Below are 19,677 nucleotides of genomic sequence, written 5' to 3'. Positions count from 1 at the left end.
TCCATAACTGCGGGCGGCGCGGCTTGCTCAAAAGTCTCGTCATTTCAGCTGACGATGGACATTGAGTTGGGCTGCCAGGGGTCTGTCTCGATCGCTTGAATCGAACAATGGCTATCACTCTTCACAAATCGAGGCTCAACCTCTTTATTCAAACCGGATTTGTCGCATTGGCGTATTTCGCCGGTGCAAAGCTCGGGTTTGCTTATGCGGTGGTGGGCGGTGCAGTGTCCCTGGTCTGGCCCTCCAGCGGCATCGCCCTTGTGGCGCTGCTCACGATGGGCTTCGACGTTGCGCCAGGCGTTGCCCTTGGCTCAGTGCTGGCCAACATGTCGGTGGGCATCCCCGCGCATGTCGCCGCAGTGATCGGCCTCGGTGCAACCGGAGCCGCTTTAACGGCCACATGGTTGTTGAAGCGAGTCGCCCGCTTCCAGGTGTCGCTGGGTCGCATCAGGGACGTCCTCGCCTTCATCATCCTGGCCGCGACACTTGGCTCGGCACTGAGCGCGTTGATCGGCGCAACCGCCCTCTGGGCTGGAGGCCTGCTGTCAGTCAACGAGTACAGCGCCGCCTTTCTGAAATGGTGGCTCGGCGACATGATGGGGGTGCTCGTAGTGGCTCCGCCGCTGCTCAACGTGCTCACATATCCCAGCCCTGTCCGTTCGGCGAGGCAAGCCGTGGAAGCGTGCGGACTGGCCGTGGTGATCCTCTGGGTGAGTTACCTGATCTTCGGCGCCCCTCAGCTTGCAGGTCTCGGCTACTATCCGGCTGCCATGGCGATCTTTCCGTTCATTATCTGGGCCGCTTTGCGTTTCGATCACCTTGGCGCCAGCCTCGCGACCTTGCTTGTCTCGATCATCGCCATCCGGGGCACCACGCACGGCACCGGTCCATTTTCCGCTGAATCACCGGTGGATAGCCTTGTGAGATGGTGTGTGTTCGCGAATGTGGTGGCGATCGCCGGGCTGTTGCTGGCGGCGGCACATGGCCAGCAGAAGCGCTTCCATCGTCTCGTGATGGCATCTCACAAGGAACTCGAACGGCGCGTACAAGAGCGAACTCAGGACTTGGAGCGGGCCAACAACGAACTGAAGGACGAGATGGGAAGGCGCCGCCGGCTGGAGTCAGAACTGATCGGAGTCGGCGATCACCACCAGAGGCTCATTGGGCGGGAACTGCATGATGGCCTCGGGCAGCACCTCACCAGCCTGGGCTTCTACTGCGCCACCTTGAGCCGGGAACTGCAGAGACAGGGAAATCCGGCAGCGGCGGATGCGGCTACCATTGTCGAGCTGGTGAAACAGGCCTCGCTGATGACTCGCAGGATTTCCCATGGGCTGGACCCCGTCACCATGCAGTCCGGTGATCTCTCGGTCGCCCTGCAACGTCTTGCAGAAACGACGCGGTCTCTGAACGGCATGGGCTGTACGCTTCGCATCGCGTCAGATGTGGACGTGCCGGATCCGCCGACGCAGATCAACCTTTACCGTGCGGCACAGGAAGCAGTCAATAACGCTCTGAAGTACAGCCAGGGCAGCCATATCTGGATCGAACTGGAGCGCCAAGGCGAAGTCCAGAGGCTTTCGATCAGTGACGATGGTGTGGGGATCGACACGGACCAGATGGAACAGACTTCGGGACTGGGCCTGCAAAACCTGCGGCACCGGGCAAGTCTGCTGGACGGTTCCTGCACCGTCACCCGCAATGCCATGGGTGGCACCACGGTCGCCATCAGCTATCCAATACCGGAGGGCCCGGGCCATGCAAGAGAATGCCTCTAGCCATGGCCCTGCAACAAAGGTCCTGATCGTCGACGACCACCCCATCATCCGGGAGGGATTAAGCCATTTGCTGCTGCAAGAGCAGCTTGACGTCTGCTGCGCGGCAGCGAGTGCTGAAGAAGCCTTGGCGGCGATGGCCTGCGGTCCTGACATGGCCATCGTGGATCTCAGCCTTCAGTCAGATTCCGGCCTGGATCTTATCAAGACGCTCCGACAACACCACCCGAACCTGGCAATACTAGTCCTCAGCATGCATGACGAGACCTTGTTTGCCGAACGAGCATTGCGAGCAGGCGCCAACGGGTACTTGATGAAGCTCGAGGCAACAGAGCATATTATGAGTGCCATCCGCGAGGTGTTGGCGGGCAATATCTACCTCAGCGTCGAGATGCATGCCAGACTTGCTCGAGCACTGACGGTTCCAAGAAGCATCCCTGCCGGCTCGGTTGCAAGTCTATCCGAACGGGAATTCGAAGTCCTGCACCTGATCGGGCTCGGCTTCAGCACTCGCGAGATCGCTATGAAACTGAATCGGAGCATCAAGACCATCGAGGCGCATCAGGCCAACATCAAGGAAAAGCTTGATATTTCTAGTGGCAAGGAGTTGATGCGCTTTGCGATCCAGTGCCTCGAGCAGTAGCCAACGTCGCGTCGAAAGTGCCCCCTCGCTCGCGGGCTATTGCGGCCAGACAGGACACCGCCGTGGTGGGCATGGCCGCATACGTCCCCGTGTGGGAGGTGCGAGGACTTGGCCGCCCTTGAGGCCAAATTCATAAAGGCGAAATTTCGACGCGGAATCCATGTTTCATCTCTGAAACCATGCTTCCAAAAAATATTGTCCAGGACCCCCACCGTTTGGACGATTGCTGCGGGCGCATTCCCGACCGAAAATCAAGAATAAGGGGGGAGCCACCATGAGGCGACTGCATCTCATTGACATATCCTTGTTCTGCGCAGTAATAGGTTGTTGTGCAAACGCACACGCCCAGTCCAGCGTGACGCTGTTCGGTATCGCGGACGCCGGCATCGAGTTCAACAACAATGCGGGGCGCAACGGCGACAGTCTGGTGCGTCTTGTTTCCGGGAACCAGTCCGGCTCGCGTTGGGGGCTGCGAGGCGTGGAGGATCTGGGGAGGGGGTTGAAGGCTGTCTTTCTTCTGGAAAGCGGCTTCGACATCGATACCGGCAATTCGGCCCAGAGCGGGCGTCTGTTCGGCCGTAATGCCTATGTCGGACTCGATAGCCAATATGGGTCACTATTGTTGGGGCGGCAGCAAACCGCCATACGCGAATTCGGCAATATCTATGATCCCAATGCAATCGCGGACCGTTACAGTATCCTCTCGATTGCGCCGGAGTTTGGTACGCGGGCGGACAATGCCGTCAAGTATGTCGCAAAGTATGGAAAGCTAACGGGACAGGCCTTCTACTCTTTCCAGGCTAATGGCAGCGAAGTGGCTGGCAGCAACGTATTCGGACGAAATTTCGGGGCGTTCGTCAACTATGCCTCTGGCCCCTTTGCGCTGGGTCTCGCCTATGACGATGCGCACGTTGGCACGCCGCCAAACCAGGCGCCGGTTCTGCGGCGCATCTCCGTGGCTGGTACATACGCGGTGGGTAACGCTAAGGTCTATGCGGGCTACCGCCTCGCGAAAGCCTATGATGGTGCCGTGTTGCCGGGTGCCCAGGCGGCTGATGTCGGCTCGAATCTCTACTGGCTGGGTCTAGCATACAAAGTGACGCCAGCTTTCTCCCTGACTGGCGCGGCTTACTACCAAGACTTCCGGCAGACCGGTTCCGACCCGTGGCAATTCGTGCTGACCGGCGACTATGCATTCAGTAAGCGCACCGACCTCTACACATCGGTTTCCTACGCCCTGAACAGGGAGAACTCGACATTAGGCGTCAACGGCTACAACAGTGGCAGCGGGACGTCGGCTGTCTTCAACGTTCAGCCTGGCAAGGACCAGGTGGGTGCGGTGATGGGCGTTCGTCACCGGTTCTGATACGCGTTGGATGGCCATAGATGCTTTTGTTCTCTTGGTTTTAGTTCTTCGCCCAAACCATAGTTTCGCTATCGTGAAAGTAATGGATTGGCCACGCCCACGGCTCCTGCCATGCTCTGCAAGATTTCTTGTTGGGGTTTATAGTCACCCTCGTCTCCTCCCTTTCACCGAAGGGAATCCAGCCCGCGCTTGCAGCGGGCTTTTCTTCTTTATGCGCCAGGTATAACGTGCAGCGCCGTAACTACTGGCGCTGTCTGACCGGCTGTGTGGCCGGTTGGACGACTTGGGGGTGAAAGTCCCCAACACACCCGGCATGCATCGACATTCGCCCAGCTCAGGACTCCCAACAACGCGCCCGCGGTCGCGTGTCGGCCTCCACAGACGAACTGTGCGCACTCCGAAGAAGACTTCGGTGGATTCTTCAAGGATGCACGGTGTTCGGCCACTGCCGCCAGGCCCTTCTCTGCATTCAGATCAAAGAGGTCCACTACGAAATCGTCCGGGTGGATCGCCTCGACGTTGAACCCCTTGAGTGCGGCTTCTGGGAAGTTCTTCATATGCGGTCGGGAGACCGGTGGTGGGCCTATGCCTTCTACTGGGCCAGGCGCGATGGCACACGGCTCGCGGTGACAGTGACCTCGACCAGCCATCCGGGCGGTACGAGCCGCAAGACTTCCGCTCGCGTGCGCACAGGCACGTTCGGCTGCTTGTCGGTCCCGAAGTACTGGTTATAGACGTTCGAGAAGCCGGTGAAGTCCGGCTTGCCCGTAGCCGGGTCCGCCACGATCAAAGCCTGCATGGAGACGATGTCACCCATGCTGTAGCCGCGGTCCTTGAGGATCCGTTCGATCTGGCCCAGCACGTTCCGGGTCTGCGTCGCGGTGTCGCCATAGGAGGCCGCGGTATCGGGCGGCGCCGAGGCATTCGCCACTGTGGGCCCCACCCCACTGAGAACAAGCTGCTGCGCATTGGCGGGAATCTCGATCACCTCGGCGAACTCACGCGCCCACGGTTCGGTCATGTGCGCCGGGTTGCGATACCTGACGATCTGATCGGCGGCGTTGACATTGGCGATGCAGAGCGCCGGTGCTGCGACGGTGGCCAGGGAAAGACATGATAGCAAGCGTGCTGTACGCATGGGGAACCTGTGGAGGGAAGCAAGGATGGGATCCGGGCAACGCGCCATTCGCCTTGCCGGACGGTGCAAACAAGAAACTCAAGAACACGGAACGCACTCGCGTCTGTCACAACCACTTGTTAGTGGTCGCCCATGCGCGGACGAATGACTCCCGCGTCTCCAAAGGGCAGCGGTTTTCATTTCGTCTCGGCAGCAAGGCCCCGCTCGGTACTCTCACTCTAAAGAACACTCAAAACTTCATAATCTCGTCAGCCGCATTGAGAATCCGGCTGGAGGACTGCTGAGCACCGCGAACAATGTCGTTTACGTTATAGGCTAGCAAGCGTCCGCTTCTCTTTATCATCCGACCATCGACTAACACCGTGTCAACGTTGCTGGCGTTGCCACTCTGCACAATCGCCGTTTCGATATTGCCTATCGGCCAGATGTTCAGATCCTTAGCTCGCACCAGAATGATGTCCGCGCGCTTGCCTTCCGTGATCGATCCAGTGATGTCACCGATCCCCATGGCGATGGCCCCATTGATCGTCGCCATCTCGATCACCTCTTGCACGCTGACCGCCGTTGCCCGCTCGCTCGGGGTGCCAACCCATGGCACCCCGAGGTTCCAGGTGAAACGCATCATTTCGAACATGTCCGGCGGGGCAATGGACGTCGCGTCGCTTGACAATGAGATCGTCAGCCCCGCGGCACGCATAGCGAACAGGGCGGCCCGGGCATCGCCCGTACTGCTGAGCCGGAGCTCGGAGTGCGTCGCAAACGAGAGCGGTGTCTTCGTGCGTGCCATCGCCGCCAAATCCTCGATCCTCGCCGGGACGTAGTGCGCGATCATGAAATCCGGGCCGAGGTAGCCGCGCCGCTCGTAGTCGACTGCATCAACATTATTGGGCGACTCCTGCGGCGCATGGATCGCAACCGGAAGCCCGCAAGCCTTGACGAACTTCATTTCCTCATGAAAGACAGCATCAGTGCTTTGTTGCGGGCCGCGCAAATTCAATCCCAGGTGGACCAGGCCATCAAATGGCGAGTCTGCACCGAACCATTCGCGCTGAACGCGCGCAAGGTCGCTGAACCTGTTCACCTCGTCTACCGGCAGCTTGTCAATGTGGCCGTACGAGTAACGGGTCCGCAGCAGCGAGTGCTGGTGCGCGCGAAGTTCGGCATCCGCATGGGCCGCAGAGCGGGTGTTATGCGACCAGTTGTGCACGGTAGTGGTCCCGCCGTTCGCTAGTTCAGCGCATGCAAGCAGTACGCTGTTGTAGAAATCATCGGGCGTGTATAGGGCAGATGTGGCGCTCTTGGCCGGGTAGTAGGAGAAGCCGCCGTTCCGCGCAGTGAAGCTGCGTCCGATCGCGCTCCACATATGGTAGTGAGAGTTGACGAAGCCGGGCATGACGATCATGTCCGTCGCATCGATCGTCTGCGCGCCGGACGCGCTCAAGCCCCGACCGATTTTCTCGATCACGCCGTTTCGAATCAATATATCGGCGCGTGGCAAGACGCCGTTTCTTCGGTCGACCGTGATGACCATGCCATTCTTGATCAGGTAGGTGCCTCGACGGGCTCCGGGCGCCGTGGATGGTGTGCCGGCCCGTGCCGATGCCGATGCCGGAGCGACAAGCGCTGGGATCCCGGTTGCCGCGGCCATCATTACGCCGGCGACCTTGGTGAATTCTCTTCTGGTTGTTTTCATGTTTCTTTCCGATGCGATCTGGATTGCAGGAAGATAGGTGCGGTCAACTCGTCTTGAGAAAGAATGCAGCGGTCATTGCCAGCCCTGTCAGGACGACGAAGCCACGCACTGTGGCCGCCTTCAGCTGCCTGGCCAGGGCGCCGCCGAAATACGCGCCGGCAGTAGCGCCGATCGTCATCCATCGTGCATGCGCCCAGGCAATGGCATTGCTGGCCGCATAGATGACGACAGCCATCAGCGTCAGGATCACGGAGACGAAGTTCTTGATGCCTTCATCCGCCTCATGTCGGTACACCCGAGCGCGCCGAGAACCGCCAGCAGCAAGATGCCGGGACCGCCGTTGAAATGCCCGCCGTAGACCGCGACCGCGGCGATGCTGATATCCGCGATCCATCGCTGCGGGCCTGCGGTGCAGCGACCCCTCTTCGCAGCAGCGTTGGCCACAGGCAAAGAGAAGGGTCGCGCCCAGCAGCAACCATGGCACGATGCGCCCGAAGGCGGTGTCGGAGGTCGACAGCAGCATCGCAGCGCCTGCCGCGCCGCCCAGCACCGACAGCACGCCCAGTCGAACGAGCGATGGCGCCATCGCCCCCGACAGGTCCTTGCGCTGGGCCCAGGCACCCGCCATATAGCCCGGCAGGAGCGCGGCAGTGCCGGTGGCGTTAGCGGAAACCAGCGGCACGCCCACCATCGCCAAGGCCGGCAGCGTCAGGAAACTACCGCCGCCTGCCACGGCATTCAGCGTGCCGGCGAAGGCCGCAGCGACACCGAGCCGCACCCTGTCGACCGCCGTCATGACTTACGCATCGGCAGAGACATGCGGTCGGTCTGCAGTAGCACCGTGAGTGCTATGCCAATGGCCGATAGCAACGTGATCTGCGCGAGGCCGGCGGCGCTCCAGCCAAAGCGCGCCGCGATGCCTCCGATGATGTAGCCCGCGATAGCGCCGGCGCCGTAGAGCGTCGTGACAAAGATACCGGTCGCCCGGTTCGTAAGGGAAGCGCGCACGGACTTGATATGGTAGCCGGCCAAGTTAACGTACAGCACGCCACTCACCACCAGCCCCCACACGAATGACAGCACCGATTGGACCAGAATGCCGGTCGGCCCCGAGAACAGAAGGAAGCCGAGCAGCCCGGTGCCGGCAAAGCTCAGCGACAACACGAGCTTGGGATGAAAGCGGTCGCCGAGCCAGCCGCCAAAGATGGAGGCGAACACGCCGCACCCGAAGATGCTCATGACGCGACCGGTGTCCGACGGCGTGTAGTGCAGATGCTCTCGCAGGAACGTGGGGTACATGCCGAGGTAGCCATAGATGCACAGCCCGCCAATGACGCTCATCGCGGTCAAGAGAACCGTGTTGCGATTCCACATCGTGGTTGCACCGCGCGTGTCGATGTGCGTGGCGATGGCCCCGGCCTTCTCGGTCATGCGCTTGTTCACGGCAACCGCGATCAGCACCATGGCGGCAAATCCGGCCAGGCCGAACACCACCAGCGGCAAGCGCCAGTGGCGCTCAATGCCGATGAGGTGCCCACCGAGCAGCGGCCCCACGATGGCGCCGATACCGAAGGAGAAATTGATGGCCCCGACGGCGGTCGCGCGGGAGCGAGCAAAATAACTGGCCGCGATGGCGATCACCACAGTCAGCTGCATCGCTTCGCCGATGCCAGTGGCAGCACGGTAGACGATCATGTCGGCGAAGCCCGTCGAGTAGGCGGTCAACAGCGTGCCGAGCGAGAAGATCGCAATGCCGATCTGGAGCACCGCCTTGCGCGACCAGCGCGCTAGCAGATAGCCTGTCGGCACACCGGCTAGTGCCATGCCGAGCGTAAATATGGTCGAAAGCAGGCCGGTGTCGGCGAGGTCGAACTCAAATTCCCTTCGCACATCTGCGGCGATCAGCGGGAAGATCTGCCGGTCCATCGCGTTGAGCGCGTAGGAGGCGAGCAGCACAAGAAACATGCCGATCTCCAGTGCGGTGACGGGCGTATCGCTGCGCGCGTCACCGGTCAGCGGGGTGGCCGATGTCAAAGAGTCCACGTGTTGTCTCCTTCTCGTCGAGCGAGAAATTTGTTCGAGTTTCAGGCGATGCGCGATCCGGCTATGAGGCCGCGCGCGCTGCCTGATACCAATCGAGAATCTGCTCTCCCGTCAGGAAGGCGACGTCGTCGTATTCCCGGATGTGCGCAAGCGCCTCCCGGAAGTAACGCAGCCGGTGTGGCGCGCCCATGATGTACGGATGCACGACCAGCGCCATCACGCGGGCCGAGTTCTTCGCATCGGCGTAGAGCTGCTCGAACTGGTCGATGGCGCGGTCGCGATACTCGCTGGCCTTGTGATGCTGAATTAGCATCATTGCGACATCGTTGCACTCCTGCGTGTAGGGCACGTTCACGATGCGGCCGCCATCTCGCGTCCTCAGTTCCACGGGCTGATCGTCCAGCACCCAGTCGCACACATACTCGTAGCCGTGATCCGCGAGGATGTCGGGCGTGTTCCAGGTCTCGGTGAGCCCCGGTCCAAGCCAGCCGCGCGGGCGCTTTCCCGTGTAGGCGCGAATGGCCTCGGTGGTCTTTGCGATGTCGACCGCTTCGTCGGGCACCTTCTGCATGTTGCGCTGCCCATAACCATGGCCGATGAACTCCCAGTTACGCGCCATCGCCGCCTTGGCAATAGGCTCGTAGGCATTGATGGCGGAGCCGTTGATGGCGAGCGTTGCACTGATCCCGAGCTCGTCGATGACGTTCAGCATGCGCCAAAAGCCGACGCGGTTACCGTACTCGTGCCAGGCCCAGTTCGGGATGTCTGGCATCGGCGAACCGCCCGCCGGAGGCGTAAGGACCGTGCGCGGCATGGTCTCGTTGATATCCCATTCCTCAACATTGACGATAACCCAGACAGCCAAACGCTTGCCGGCCGGCAGCGTCAGCGCGGGACGTTCGGAAATGGCCGAATATGAGATGCGTTCGAGTGGTTTCACGGTATGTTTCCTTTGACTCGGGACTCAGACGATTTCGACCTGCAAGGGGGCGAGTCCTTCAATCTGGCCGGTCAGCCTGTCACCACGCTGCACCGGACCAACGCCTTCTGGCGTGCCGGTAAAAATCAGGTCGCCAGGAAGCAGGCGGTACTGCGTGGACAACTCACTCACGATTTCATGGACATTCCAGATCATCTTCTCCAGCACCGAGTTTTGCCGTACGTCACCGTTTACCGCAAGGCTCAGTGTGCCCGAACGGAGATGGCCGACGCTCGCTACCGGATGGATGGGACCGCATGGCGCCGAATGGTCGAATGACTTCCCCAGTTCCCACGGCAGGCCGCGCTTGTTGCACTCGCGCTGGCGGTCCCGGCGCGTCATGTCAAGCCCTGCGGCATAGCCGAAAACATGGTCCAGTGCCGTATCCGGTGGCACGTCCGCCGCTTCGCGGCCGATGGCGACGACGAGTTCAAACTCGAACTGGAAGTCGGCTGTAAACGTCGGATAGGGTACGCGCCCATCGGTCACAATGGCATCGGTCGGCTTCTGGAAGAAGAATGGCGGGTCGCGTTCGTCGCCCTCGCCCATTTCGCGAATATGAGCGAGATAGTTGCGCCCTACGCAATAGACGCGACGCACCGGGAAGCGTTGGTCACTGCCAACGACTTCAATGTAGGCGGGGGTAACACTCGGGACGTTCGTCGATTGCACGACGACGCTGTCCGCGCTGGCTCTAGGCATAAGGATGGTCTCTGTGTAAGATTATCGAAGGGGGTGGCTAAAGTTTAGAGATGAGGCCGTTCGGCCTCAACGCACAGGCTTGCGAAAAGATGCGCAATCCTTACGATCCTTTTGCCCCGACGTTTCCATGCACCGAGCGAATCCCTCGAACGACCCGCTGCGCCCCTTCCATCACGACGGCGAAAACGGATCTGCCATCCGGAACTACACCATGGCGGCCCGGGCGCAGAGCGCCTACTTTGGCATTCACGATCAGAGCAACTGCCTGCCGAACCCGGTACCGCACCGTCACGAGTACTTCCAGATTTACGTCAACACGCTAGGCGAGACCACTCACTACATTGGAGGCCAGCAGCGGCCCATTCGTCCCGGCACCGTCAGCTTCGTCCTGCCGTTTCTGGTTCACTACATTCCGAACGCAGCGGATGGAAAGTTCCACGTCATCAATATCAGCAAGGAGTATCTGCTGCCGTCGCTTAACATGGATGTCTTCGAGTTGTCGGAAGTGCCGCTCGCGCGTGCGCCGGAACTTGCTCCCTTCCGCTTTCAGCATTGCCTGGACTTTCAGTTCGACGAGTTGGAGACGCAGTACCTTCACGAGCTTTGCGAGCGCATGGCGCAAGAATCCCAGCAATCGCCAAGTAACGACACGGCCAGTAACTTGCTGATCCGCAGCCACTTGCTGAATCTAATCGGCATGGTGTGGCGATGCCACGGTGACAAGATCCGTCTTTGCGAGGCCAACGGGATGTTGCTGCAGTCTTACAAGCAGTCCGTGCTGCGGTGCATTCGCTATATCACCCAAAACCTTTCGCAGGAATTGACCCTAGGCGATGCTGCGCAGGCCAGCCATGTTTCGGCAACCCACCTGGCCCACCTTCTGAAGAGCGAAACCGGAAAGACCTTTCTGGAGATCGTGACTGAAAGGCGGATTGAGCGGGCAAAGACCTTGCTGGTTTTCACATCCGCCTCGGCTGCGGAGATCGGGCAAAGCACGGGATTCGGCGAACCCAATAACTTTGCCAGGCGGTTTCGGCAGATCGTAGGTACGACACCTTTGGCCTATCGACGTCAATTCCAGGGTGCGGGCGCGCGAACTTGGGTTGAGTAAGACCACCTCAATGTTGGTTTGCAGAAAATTGTTCCCGGCTTTTACAGAAATTTGTTCTTGCCCCTTGGTCCGGCTGACGCGGGCGTCTCGGCAAGGCAGCCAGAGCCGTACGGTCGCCTGTCCAACCCCATCCGTGAGCGGGCGGAGCTGGCGGACGTGGTGCCCCCTGACGCGACCGTCCTAGGTGCCGCATCACCGAAGGTTGTTCCCGGGGTCTATCCGGACGGCAGGATCGAGCACGCGTGAACGGCGCTGCCCTGCCCTATATCATTTACGACCGGCTATCGGAGATCGATCAGGCTGCGGCGAGTAAGGCCTTCGTCCCCTTAGCGCCGCGTTGATCTTCATCAAACGCAAATCCTCCAGGAAAACTATGGTTTCAAGGAGGGCCTGCGAGTTCCACGATCGGATTGGATTCTAGGTCTGCTTGCCCAGCTTCCCAGGAGGGCGCCATGGCCACCCCACTCATCACTTCGCTTTCGACTTCTCCGTCCGACGCGCTTCCCACATTGCGCCCGACGCCGCTTGCTGACTGGCATACCGACCATATCCATTTTGCCTCTCTGCTCGACCTGCTGGAAAGGCAGGTCAGCACCTTCCATCAGGGCGAGCAGCCGGACTACGGCCTGATGACGATGCTTATCCAATACATGCGCAACTATGGCGATTGCGTGCACCACCCACGTGAGGATGTCGCCTATGCCCTGCTCGTGGAACGGGATCCCGGCGCGCGCATCATCATTAGCCGACTCCTGCAGGAACATCGGGTGATTGCCACAGTTGGCGCCGATTTGCTCGACCGCCTGCGTGAAGTCCAGAGCGAAGTGGTCACCTCGCGAGCGGCACTTGAGGCGGCTGCCGCCATGTACCTGGTGTACTACCGCAACCATCTGTCCACCGAGGAAAAACACGCCATGCCGCGCGCCGCCCTCTGCCTCACTGACGCGGACTGGGCGGAGATCGCCGCAACCGATGCGGCCAGTGCCGATCCGCTATTCGGCGTCAATGTAGAGAAGCGCTTCGCGACCTTGCGCGAGCAGATCGACAGCGAAGCGAAGGCGTCCATGCACTGAACATCGACCGCTAGGCTGGGCTGTCGGCCAACGGCCCGACTCAGAACTTTTGCCGCGTCCCGATCCCGCAACTGTGCGGGCTCATGGCTTTGATCAGTTCCGCCGTGTCGCAGCGCGACTCGACTGCGAGCTTCCTCCATCCGACAAGTCATCCGAACACGCCGGGCGAGGAGCCCGGCATCGTAGCGATCTCGATCGATGGATGCACACGGCCAACACTTCATTATGTTAAGTGCCAAGCGGGTCTGGCTGAAGCCAGCGCTTCGACATCGATGCGTGGTGGTATAGTCACCGCGCCGTGCTGAAGCTGTATGCGGCGCGCGAGACAACGCTCGCGAAAGCAATCGGGAAAGATTGCCGCCCTGTCCAATAACTCAAACAAACCAGAGCCACGCAAGCTACCAGCGACAGTCCACCCTCGGGTCTGGCTGGCACATCGGCGCGCGGGTGAAAGCATCGATGAACCGCTGTTACCGGCTCGTCTGGAATCACGTCCTGCAAACCATGCAAGTGGCGTCCGAAAACGCTTCATCCACAGCGATGGCCCCAGGCCGCCGCGCCGGCCGCGGTAAGCGACGGCATGCGCGTCGCCCGTGGGCTCGGCAAGCCGGGCAGCTCGCGTTGATGCTGAGCCTGAGCAGCGTTGCCTCGTCCGTCTGGGCCGCAACCTGCTCGACCAGCGACACCAGTGCCTGTAGCGCGGACGGTGGCAACGGCGTGCCAGGACGCAGCGGCAACGGCGGCGCCGGCAACGGCCAGGGAGGCGGATCGAGCCATATAGACGGCAACGGCGTTACGGTGCCGGACGTGGGTGCGCCGGGCGTGAAAGGCGACGGCGGTAACGGCGCCACCGGCGACTCCGGTATCACCGCGGCAGGCGGACTGGTCGGCATGAATATCAGTGTCAGCAACGTCACCATCAATGCGCCCATCGCGGGAGCCGTTGGCAACACTGGCGCGGTCGGCGTGAACTTCGGCTCGGGCGGCGGCGGTGGCGGCGCGGGCGTGTATTACACAGGCGACTCAGTCTTCGTCGGCACCGGCGTGAACGTCAGTGGCGGCGCTGGCGGTGCCGGCGGTAATACGGGCAACATTGTCACAGGCAACACCGGCGCCGGAGGCGGTGGCGGCAGCGGCATGATCTCGGCGGGCAATGACGCAACGATCAACGTGTACGGGTCATTGACGGGCGGAAACGGTGGCGCGGGGGGGAAGGGCGGCTTCGGCGGTGGTGGCGGAGGCGGCGGCGACGGCCTGCTTGTGCTCGGCAGCCGCACCATCATCACCAACACGGGGTCGATTACCGCTGGCCCCGGCGGCGCCGGTGGCGTCGGCAACGGCGGTGATGGAGGCAGCGGTACCGGCGGCGCGGGTGTCAACCTGGTGGGCGGCAACAACGTGCTGCTCAACGTGGGCTCGATCACCGGCGGCACCAGTAACGGGGGGGCGGCCGGCGCCGGCGTGGTGACGAACGGATCGGCGATTATTGCGAATGAAGGCACCATCAGCGGCGGCATCGCCAACGGCACGCGCGCAGCCGCCATCTGGTTCGGTGGCACGGGCAACGTGCTCACCCTGCTCTCCGGCTCCACGCTTATCGGCGACCTCGTCGTCGATGCCGGCGCCTCTGCCACGATCGGCCAGGCCTCGGGAGTTTCGCTCGGCAATGGCGTCGTGCTGATCGACGCCGCTTCCGCGGTCACCTTTGATAACAGCACGGCGGGCTCCAACAACACGGGCGTTATCTCCGGACTCGGCAGCGTGACCACACAGGGTGGCACGCTGGTGACGTCGGCCATCCACACTTACACGGGCACCACGACAATTGCGAGCGGCACGCTGGCGCTGACCGGCGACGGCAGCATCGCGGCCTCGTCTGGCCTGGTCAATAACGGCCGGTTAGATATTTCGGCCACCACGTCGGGCACGTCGATCAGCGCGCTGACCGGCACCGGCGTGGTCGCGCTCGGCACCGGCACGCTTACGGTGAACGACGCCGCTGGCACCTTCAGCGGCGTGATTGCTGGTACTGGTGACTTCACGATAGCCGGCGGCACGCAGACGCTTGCAGGTTCCAGTACCTATACCGGCGCCACCACCATCGGTAGCGGCGCCACCCTGGCCCTGGCCGGCTCGGGCAGCATCGCGGCCTCGAATGGCGTCACGAACAACGGTACGCTCGACATTTCCGGCACCACGGCCGGCGCCTCCATCACGACGCTCGCTGGCACCGGGACCACGGCGCTCGGCGCGCGTACCCTCACACTGACGAACGCCGCGGGTACCTATGGCGGTTTGATCGGCGGCACCGGCGGGCTGACGCTGAACTCGGGCACGCAAACCTTGACGGGTGCCAACACCTACAGCGGCGTCACCCTTCTCAACGGCGGCGGCACACTGCGACTGACCGGCGGCGGTAGCATTGCGGCGTCGTCTGGCCTGCTCAATAACGGCCTGTTCGATATTTCCGCCACCACGGCGGGCACATCTGTCAACGGCCTCACGGGTGCCGGCGCGGTGGCACTGGGCAGCCGCACGCTGACGGTAAGCAATGGAACCGGAACCTTCGGCGGCGCCATCGGCGGCACAGGCGGCTTCACGGTAGCCGGCGGCACGCAAACGCTGGCCGGCGCGAATACCTATACCGGCGCCACCACCATCGGCAGCGGCGCCACCCTCGCCCTCGCCGGCTCGGGCAGCATCGCGGCCTCGCATGCCATCGAGAACCATGGCACGCTCGATATCTCCGGCACCACGGGCGGTGCATCGATCGCGAGTCTGCACGGCACCGGCACCGTCGCGCTCGGTGCGCGCACGCTCACGCTGACCAACGCGGCCGGCACCTACGCCGGGTCGATCGGCGGCACCGGCGGGCTGACGCTCGAGGGCGGTACGCAGACCTTGGCCGGCACTAACACTTACAGCGGCTCCACCACCATCAAGGGTGGCACGCTTGCGGTGACCGGCAGCCTGTCTTCCGCGTCGAACGTCGTGCTCGCGGGCAGCGGCGCCACGCTGGACGTGTCGGGCGCCGGGGCCCAATCGGTCGGCGCCCTCTCCGGCGTGGCGGGTTCGCGCCTGCAACTCGGCGCGAATACCCTGATCGTTGCCTCGCCGAGCGACAGCACGTTCGACGGCACGTTGTCCGGCACGGGCGTCTTCGCCAAGCAGGGAGCCGGCATGCTGACGCTCAACGGCACCAGCAGCGGTTTTACCGGCACCCTGCGCGTGGACGGCGGCACGCTCGCGGTTGGCGATGAAAACCATGCCACTGCCCTGCTCGGCAGCAACGTCGCCGTGGATGCGCAAGGCACACTGAAGGGACACGGCACCATCGCGGGCAACATCATCAATCAAGGTATCGTCATGCCGGGCGGTTCAGTTGGCACCCTGACCGTGGGCGGCAACTACAGCCAGGCAAGCAATGCGACGCTGGCCATCGAGGTCAACCCGACAGCGAGTTCCCTGCTCAGCGTCGGCGGCTCGGCCGCCCTGGGCGGTGGGCTGTCGATCATGTACGCGCCGGGTACCTATACGGCGCGCCGTTATACCCTGCTCACTGCCGCCAACGGCGTAAGCGGCGCCTTTGCCAGCGTGACCAGCAGCACGTCCGCCGGCGCCGATCTTGCCACGCTCAAGCCGTCAGTGACCTACAGCGCCAACGAAGTCGGGCTGCAACTGTTCGCCACCGACGCCACTGGCGCCGTGATCGTGGCCCCGACCAACACGAGCATCTACACGGCGCTCGGTACCGCGGCAGTCATGCGCGCGCAGTCGGTCAACGCCTCGTTGCTCGGGCGCTTCGTGCAATCGCCCGATGCGCAGCCGGTCGCGCACGGCGCCTGGATCGAGGCCACGGGGTCGGGCACGCGCCTGCACGCCCGCGGCGGCCAGCCAGGTTTCATGGCGCACCAGTATGGCTTTCTCGCGGGTGCCGACCGACGCGTCGGCGACTACACGGTGGGCGTGGCCGGTGGCTATGCGCATACGTCCATCGACGAGGATACGACGGGCAGTTCGGGCGCTACCGACACTGTGCGCGTGGCCCTCTACGGCGGCCGCGACTTCGGTCCGGTCATCGCGTCCGCAACGATCGGCTATGGTCTGGACTTCCTGTCACAAAAGCGTGCGTTTGGCGCCCTCGGTACGGCGGAAGGCGACCACGTAGGCCACGAGCTGTTGGCTGCCGGTCAAGCCGCCGTGCCGATGCGCCTCGGCAGTTTTACCGCAACGCCGAGCGCCGGGCTACGCTATGCATTCTTCCGCGGCAACAACTTCAGCGAAAGCGGCGCGGCGGCGCAGAACCTTGCCGTCGACGCCGACACGGCGCGCAGTCTCCAGCCTTATGTATCGCTCAAGCTCGACAAGGCATTCGGCGATGTGGTGCACCCCTTCAACGTGCAACTGCGCGTGGGCTACGCGCGTGAGCTGATGGGAACCGGCCGGCAGGTCACGGTCCTCTCGCAGGACGGGACGCTGTTTGCCGCGCCAGGCATCGCGTTGTTGCGCGACTATGTCACAGGCGGCGCGAGTATTAGCTTTCGGCCGTCGAAGGCGACGCTCGTCTCGCTCGGTTACGATGCGCTGATCAACACCGGGCACGCCTCGGCGCAATCGGGCTATGCACGGTTCTATTACCAGTTCTGACGGCAAGGCCAAACCGACGCGGCGGCGTCTGGACCGCCGCAGCAGGCCCTAGCCGACCGCTGCGAAACTCCGTGGTCGGCCCGCGTTGCCGCACTCACGCCAGCATCTCGCCGGTCCCAGCTCCGGCCCACCGCGTTATCGTAGGGCCGGAAACATGGAAGATCTAGATCTGGATCTGTGTTCCGATTTCGATGACCCGATTTGGCGGTATGTTGAAGTACTCGCCCGCATTGCCGGCATTCCTGCTCATTGTGGCAAAGAGGCGCTCTCGCCAAAATGCCATCCCACTGGCGATCCCCGCCACCGGAATGACAGTCTCGCGGCTCAGAAAGAACGACGTCTCCATCATGTTGAATCCCAGATCTGATACTCGGGGCAGCATGTCCAATGCTTGCGCGACGTCCGGCCGGTTCATGAAGCCGAAGCTCAACGTGACCCGATAGCAATCGTGCCCGAGCGGTTCAATGGCCAGACTCTCGCCCAATGGTACCCACGGCACATTCTTCATCTTCGCGGTAAGAAACAGGATGCGCTCGTGCAGCACCTTGTTGTGGTTAAGGTTATGCATCAGCGCGTGGGGCACGACATCCGAGGTCGCTGTGAGGAATACCGCTGTCCCGGATACGCGCGACGGCGGTGCACGGAACAGCGAGTCCAGGAATGACTTGAGCGGCATGTCGTTACTTTGAAGGCGTCCGAGCAGAACCTGGCGGCCGCGTAGCCATGTCAGCATCACGACGAACATCCCGGTGCCGACAAGCAGCGGGAACCAGCCGCCCTCAGCCACTTTCAATAGGCTCGAGGAGAGGAACGCTACGTCTACGGCGGCGAAGAAGCTAGTAGCGAAGAGGCTTAGCGACAGGGTGTAGCCCCAGCCGTAGTGGACCACAAAGAAGGTGAGCAGGGTCGTTGCCAACATGGTCCCAGTTACCGCCACGCCATACGCCGAGGCCAGTTTCGAAGACGAGCCGAAGCCGACCACGGCAGCCAGGACCGCCACCAGCAGTATGGCGTTGAGGACCGGGATGTAAATCTGCCCCATGGCCTTTTCAGATGTTTGCACGACCTGCATGCGCGGCAGGTAACCCAGCTGGATTGCCTGCTTGGTCAGCGAGTAGGCGCCCGATATGGTCGCCTGCGAAGCGATCACGGTTGCCGCGGTGGCGAGTGCCACCATTGAATACAGTGCCCAGGAGGGATAAAGGAGATAGAAGGGGTTTTCGACCGCTTTCGTATTGACGGCGAGCAGCGCGCCCTGTCCCAGGTAATTGAGCGCAAGCGCTGGAAACACCAACCCGAACCACGCCAGCCGTATCGGGCCACTGCCAAAATGCCCCATGTCGGCATAGAGCGCTTCGGCACCCGTGAACGCAAGCAGCACCGCTCCCAGTACCGCGAACGAGGCGAAGCCGTGCTGGGTGACGAAGCCGAATGCATGCAGTGGATTGAGTGCGCCGAGGATGGCAGGATGCTGGACGATGCCGTGGACGCCTGCGGCGGCCAGGGCGAGGAACCACACGACCGTGACAGGTCCGAACAGCGCACCGATCTTGGCGGTACCTTGCCGCTGGGCCAGGAATAGCACGATCAACACGCCCATGGATACCGGCAGGACGTAAGGCTTCAGCGCCGTTGTGCCCACCTCGAGTCCTTCGACGGCGGAGAGGACCGAGATGGCTGGCGTCAGCACGGCATCGCCGTAGAACAGCGCGGCGCCGAACAGGCCAATGAGCACGACCGGCGCGGGGGAGCGCCCCACCTTTTTCACCGATGACAAGGCAAGCGCAAGCAATGCCATGATGCCACCCTCGCCCCGATTGTTGGCCCGCATAATCAGTATTACGTACTTGAGCGAAACGACAATCATCAGCGCCCAGAGGATCGCGGAAATGCCGCCTAGTACGTTTTCGGGGGACAGTGGGATGCCGTGCACAGGATTGAACGTTTCCTTGACCGCATACAGCGGGCTGGTACCGATGTCACCATAGACCACTCCCAGCGCCGCAAGCGTGAGCGCTGCGCGGGAATGCTCCAGGCGCGCGCCGCTTGGTGATTCGCGGCTATCTGCAAGAGAATCCACGATTCCTCCTCCTGACCGTTGATATTTTCCCGAAACTGGACAGCCCGTTCGAACTCGAAGACGAACCGCAGGGACCCATCCCTGAACCCTGTCACCGGTGTCCTATTGGCTTGGATCCATGACTTCAGTCCAGGCCAATCCGGATCGGCCACAGATTGGGGATTAACCGGCTCGGGGTTGAGGCTGCAGGGCACAGGGCGCCTTGCCGCCTCATCTGCGCCAAGCCATCCTCAGCGGTGGCTTTCCAGATCTCGTATTTGTCGACACTCATGGCCCCACCTGAGCATTTTGTTAGCATTGACAGCCGTGCGGAAACGGTAGTCAGCCATAGCCATTGTCATTCGCGGATCGCGGACCTGTCAGAAATTTTGTGTTTAGGGCATAACATGTCGCCAAGGAGCATGTATGCCACGCAAAACCAAGACGA

The 19,677-nt window shown here is 62.1% G+C and carries 13 protein-coding genes; 6 read left to right on the top strand and 7 right to left on the bottom strand.

All coding sequences use genetic code 11. From position 1 onward, the window contains the following. Positions 1-107 precede the first annotated feature (107 nt). The 3 genes from E5S69_RS29285 (at position 108) to E5S69_RS29275 (ending at position 3,784) form a co-directional block, all read left to right on the top strand. The gene (locus E5S69_RS29285; RefSeq protein ID WP_171517929.1) at positions 108-1,778 is read left to right on the top strand and encodes an MASE1 domain-containing protein; all 1,671 of its coding nucleotides are present in this window, start codon (positions 108-110) and stop codon (positions 1,776-1,778) included. Beyond that, positions 1,759-2,418: a response regulator gene (locus tag E5S69_RS29280; RefSeq protein ID WP_171517928.1), complete on the top strand. Its 660-nt coding sequence runs from the start codon at positions 1,759-1,761 to the stop codon at positions 2,416-2,418. Before E5S69_RS29285 ends, E5S69_RS29280 begins: the two co-directional genes overlap by 20 nt. 274 nt (positions 2,419-2,692) lie before the next feature. Continuing rightward, a complete protein-coding gene (locus E5S69_RS29275; protein WP_236901471.1) occupies positions 2,693-3,784 on the top strand; it encodes a porin in 1,092 nt (363 codons plus the stop codon). A 592-nt stretch (positions 3,785-4,376) separates the two neighbouring features. Here E5S69_RS29275 and E5S69_RS29270 read toward each other — a convergent pair. The 6 genes from E5S69_RS29270 to E5S69_RS29245 all read right to left on the bottom strand — a co-directional run bounded on the left by E5S69_RS29270 (position 4,377) and on the right by E5S69_RS29245 (position 10,309). After that, positions 4,377-4,922, bottom strand: coding sequence for a RidA family protein (locus E5S69_RS29270; RefSeq protein ID WP_236901470.1), 546 nt, complete (start codon positions 4,920-4,922; stop codon positions 4,377-4,379). Positions 4,923-5,151: 229 nt separating this feature from the next. Beyond that, the gene (locus E5S69_RS29265) at positions 5,152-6,615 is read right to left on the bottom strand and encodes an amidohydrolase family protein (RefSeq protein WP_171517927.1); all 1,464 of its coding nucleotides are present in this window, start codon (positions 6,613-6,615) and stop codon (positions 5,152-5,154) included. Between the two features lie 43 nt (positions 6,616-6,658). Continuing rightward, positions 6,659-7,411 carry a sulfite exporter TauE/SafE family protein gene (locus E5S69_RS29260; RefSeq protein ID WP_272871747.1) on the bottom strand — a complete coding sequence of 251 codons (753 nt, stop codon included), beginning with the start codon at positions 7,409-7,411 and terminating at the stop codon, positions 6,659-6,661. Beyond that, positions 7,408-8,658, bottom strand: coding sequence for an MFS transporter (locus E5S69_RS29255; RefSeq protein WP_171517926.1), 1,251 nt, complete (start codon positions 8,656-8,658; stop codon positions 7,408-7,410). Before E5S69_RS29255 ends, E5S69_RS29260 begins: the two co-directional genes overlap by 4 nt. A 61-nt stretch (positions 8,659-8,719) precedes the next feature. Further along, positions 8,720-9,598: a polysaccharide deacetylase family protein gene (locus E5S69_RS29250; RefSeq protein WP_171517925.1), complete on the bottom strand. Its 879-nt coding sequence runs from the start codon at positions 9,596-9,598 to the stop codon at positions 8,720-8,722. Between the two features lie 24 nt (positions 9,599-9,622). Continuing rightward, the gene (locus tag E5S69_RS29245) at positions 9,623-10,309 is read right to left on the bottom strand and encodes a fumarylacetoacetate hydrolase family protein (RefSeq protein WP_336510622.1); all 687 of its coding nucleotides are present in this window, start codon (positions 10,307-10,309) and stop codon (positions 9,623-9,625) included. Between the two features lie 157 nt (positions 10,310-10,466). On the opposite strand from E5S69_RS29245, the gene E5S69_RS29240 reads away from it, so the two are divergent. The 3 genes from E5S69_RS29240 (at position 10,467) to E5S69_RS29230 (ending at position 17,170) form a co-directional block, all read left to right on the top strand. Beyond that, complete coding sequence (locus tag E5S69_RS29240) at positions 10,467-11,450, top strand: helix-turn-helix domain-containing protein (protein WP_236901469.1); 984 nt, start codon at positions 10,467-10,469, stop codon at positions 11,448-11,450. 452 nt (positions 11,451-11,902) lie between these two features. Further along, positions 11,903-12,523: a hemerythrin domain-containing protein gene (locus E5S69_RS29235; protein ID WP_171517923.1), complete on the top strand. Its 621-nt coding sequence runs from the start codon at positions 11,903-11,905 to the stop codon at positions 12,521-12,523. Between the two features lie 459 nt (positions 12,524-12,982). Beyond that, the gene (locus E5S69_RS29230) at positions 12,983-17,170 is read left to right on the top strand and encodes an autotransporter domain-containing protein (protein ID WP_171517922.1); all 4,188 of its coding nucleotides are present in this window, start codon (positions 12,983-12,985) and stop codon (positions 17,168-17,170) included. Positions 17,171-17,333: 163 nt separating this feature from the next. On the opposite strand, the gene E5S69_RS29225 is transcribed toward E5S69_RS29230, so the two are convergent. Further along, a complete protein-coding gene (locus E5S69_RS29225; protein WP_171517921.1) occupies positions 17,334-19,250 on the bottom strand; it encodes a KUP/HAK/KT family potassium transporter in 1,917 nt (638 codons plus the stop codon). Between the last annotated feature and the right edge of the window lie 427 nt (positions 19,251-19,677).

The organism is Cupriavidus necator (assembly GCF_013141915.1).
Classification (GTDB): Bacteria; Pseudomonadota; Gammaproteobacteria; order Burkholderiales; family Burkholderiaceae; genus Cupriavidus; species Cupriavidus necator_B.
The sequence above is the reverse complement of the archived record's forward strand: the minus strand, read 5'-3'. Positions and strand labels throughout refer to the sequence as shown.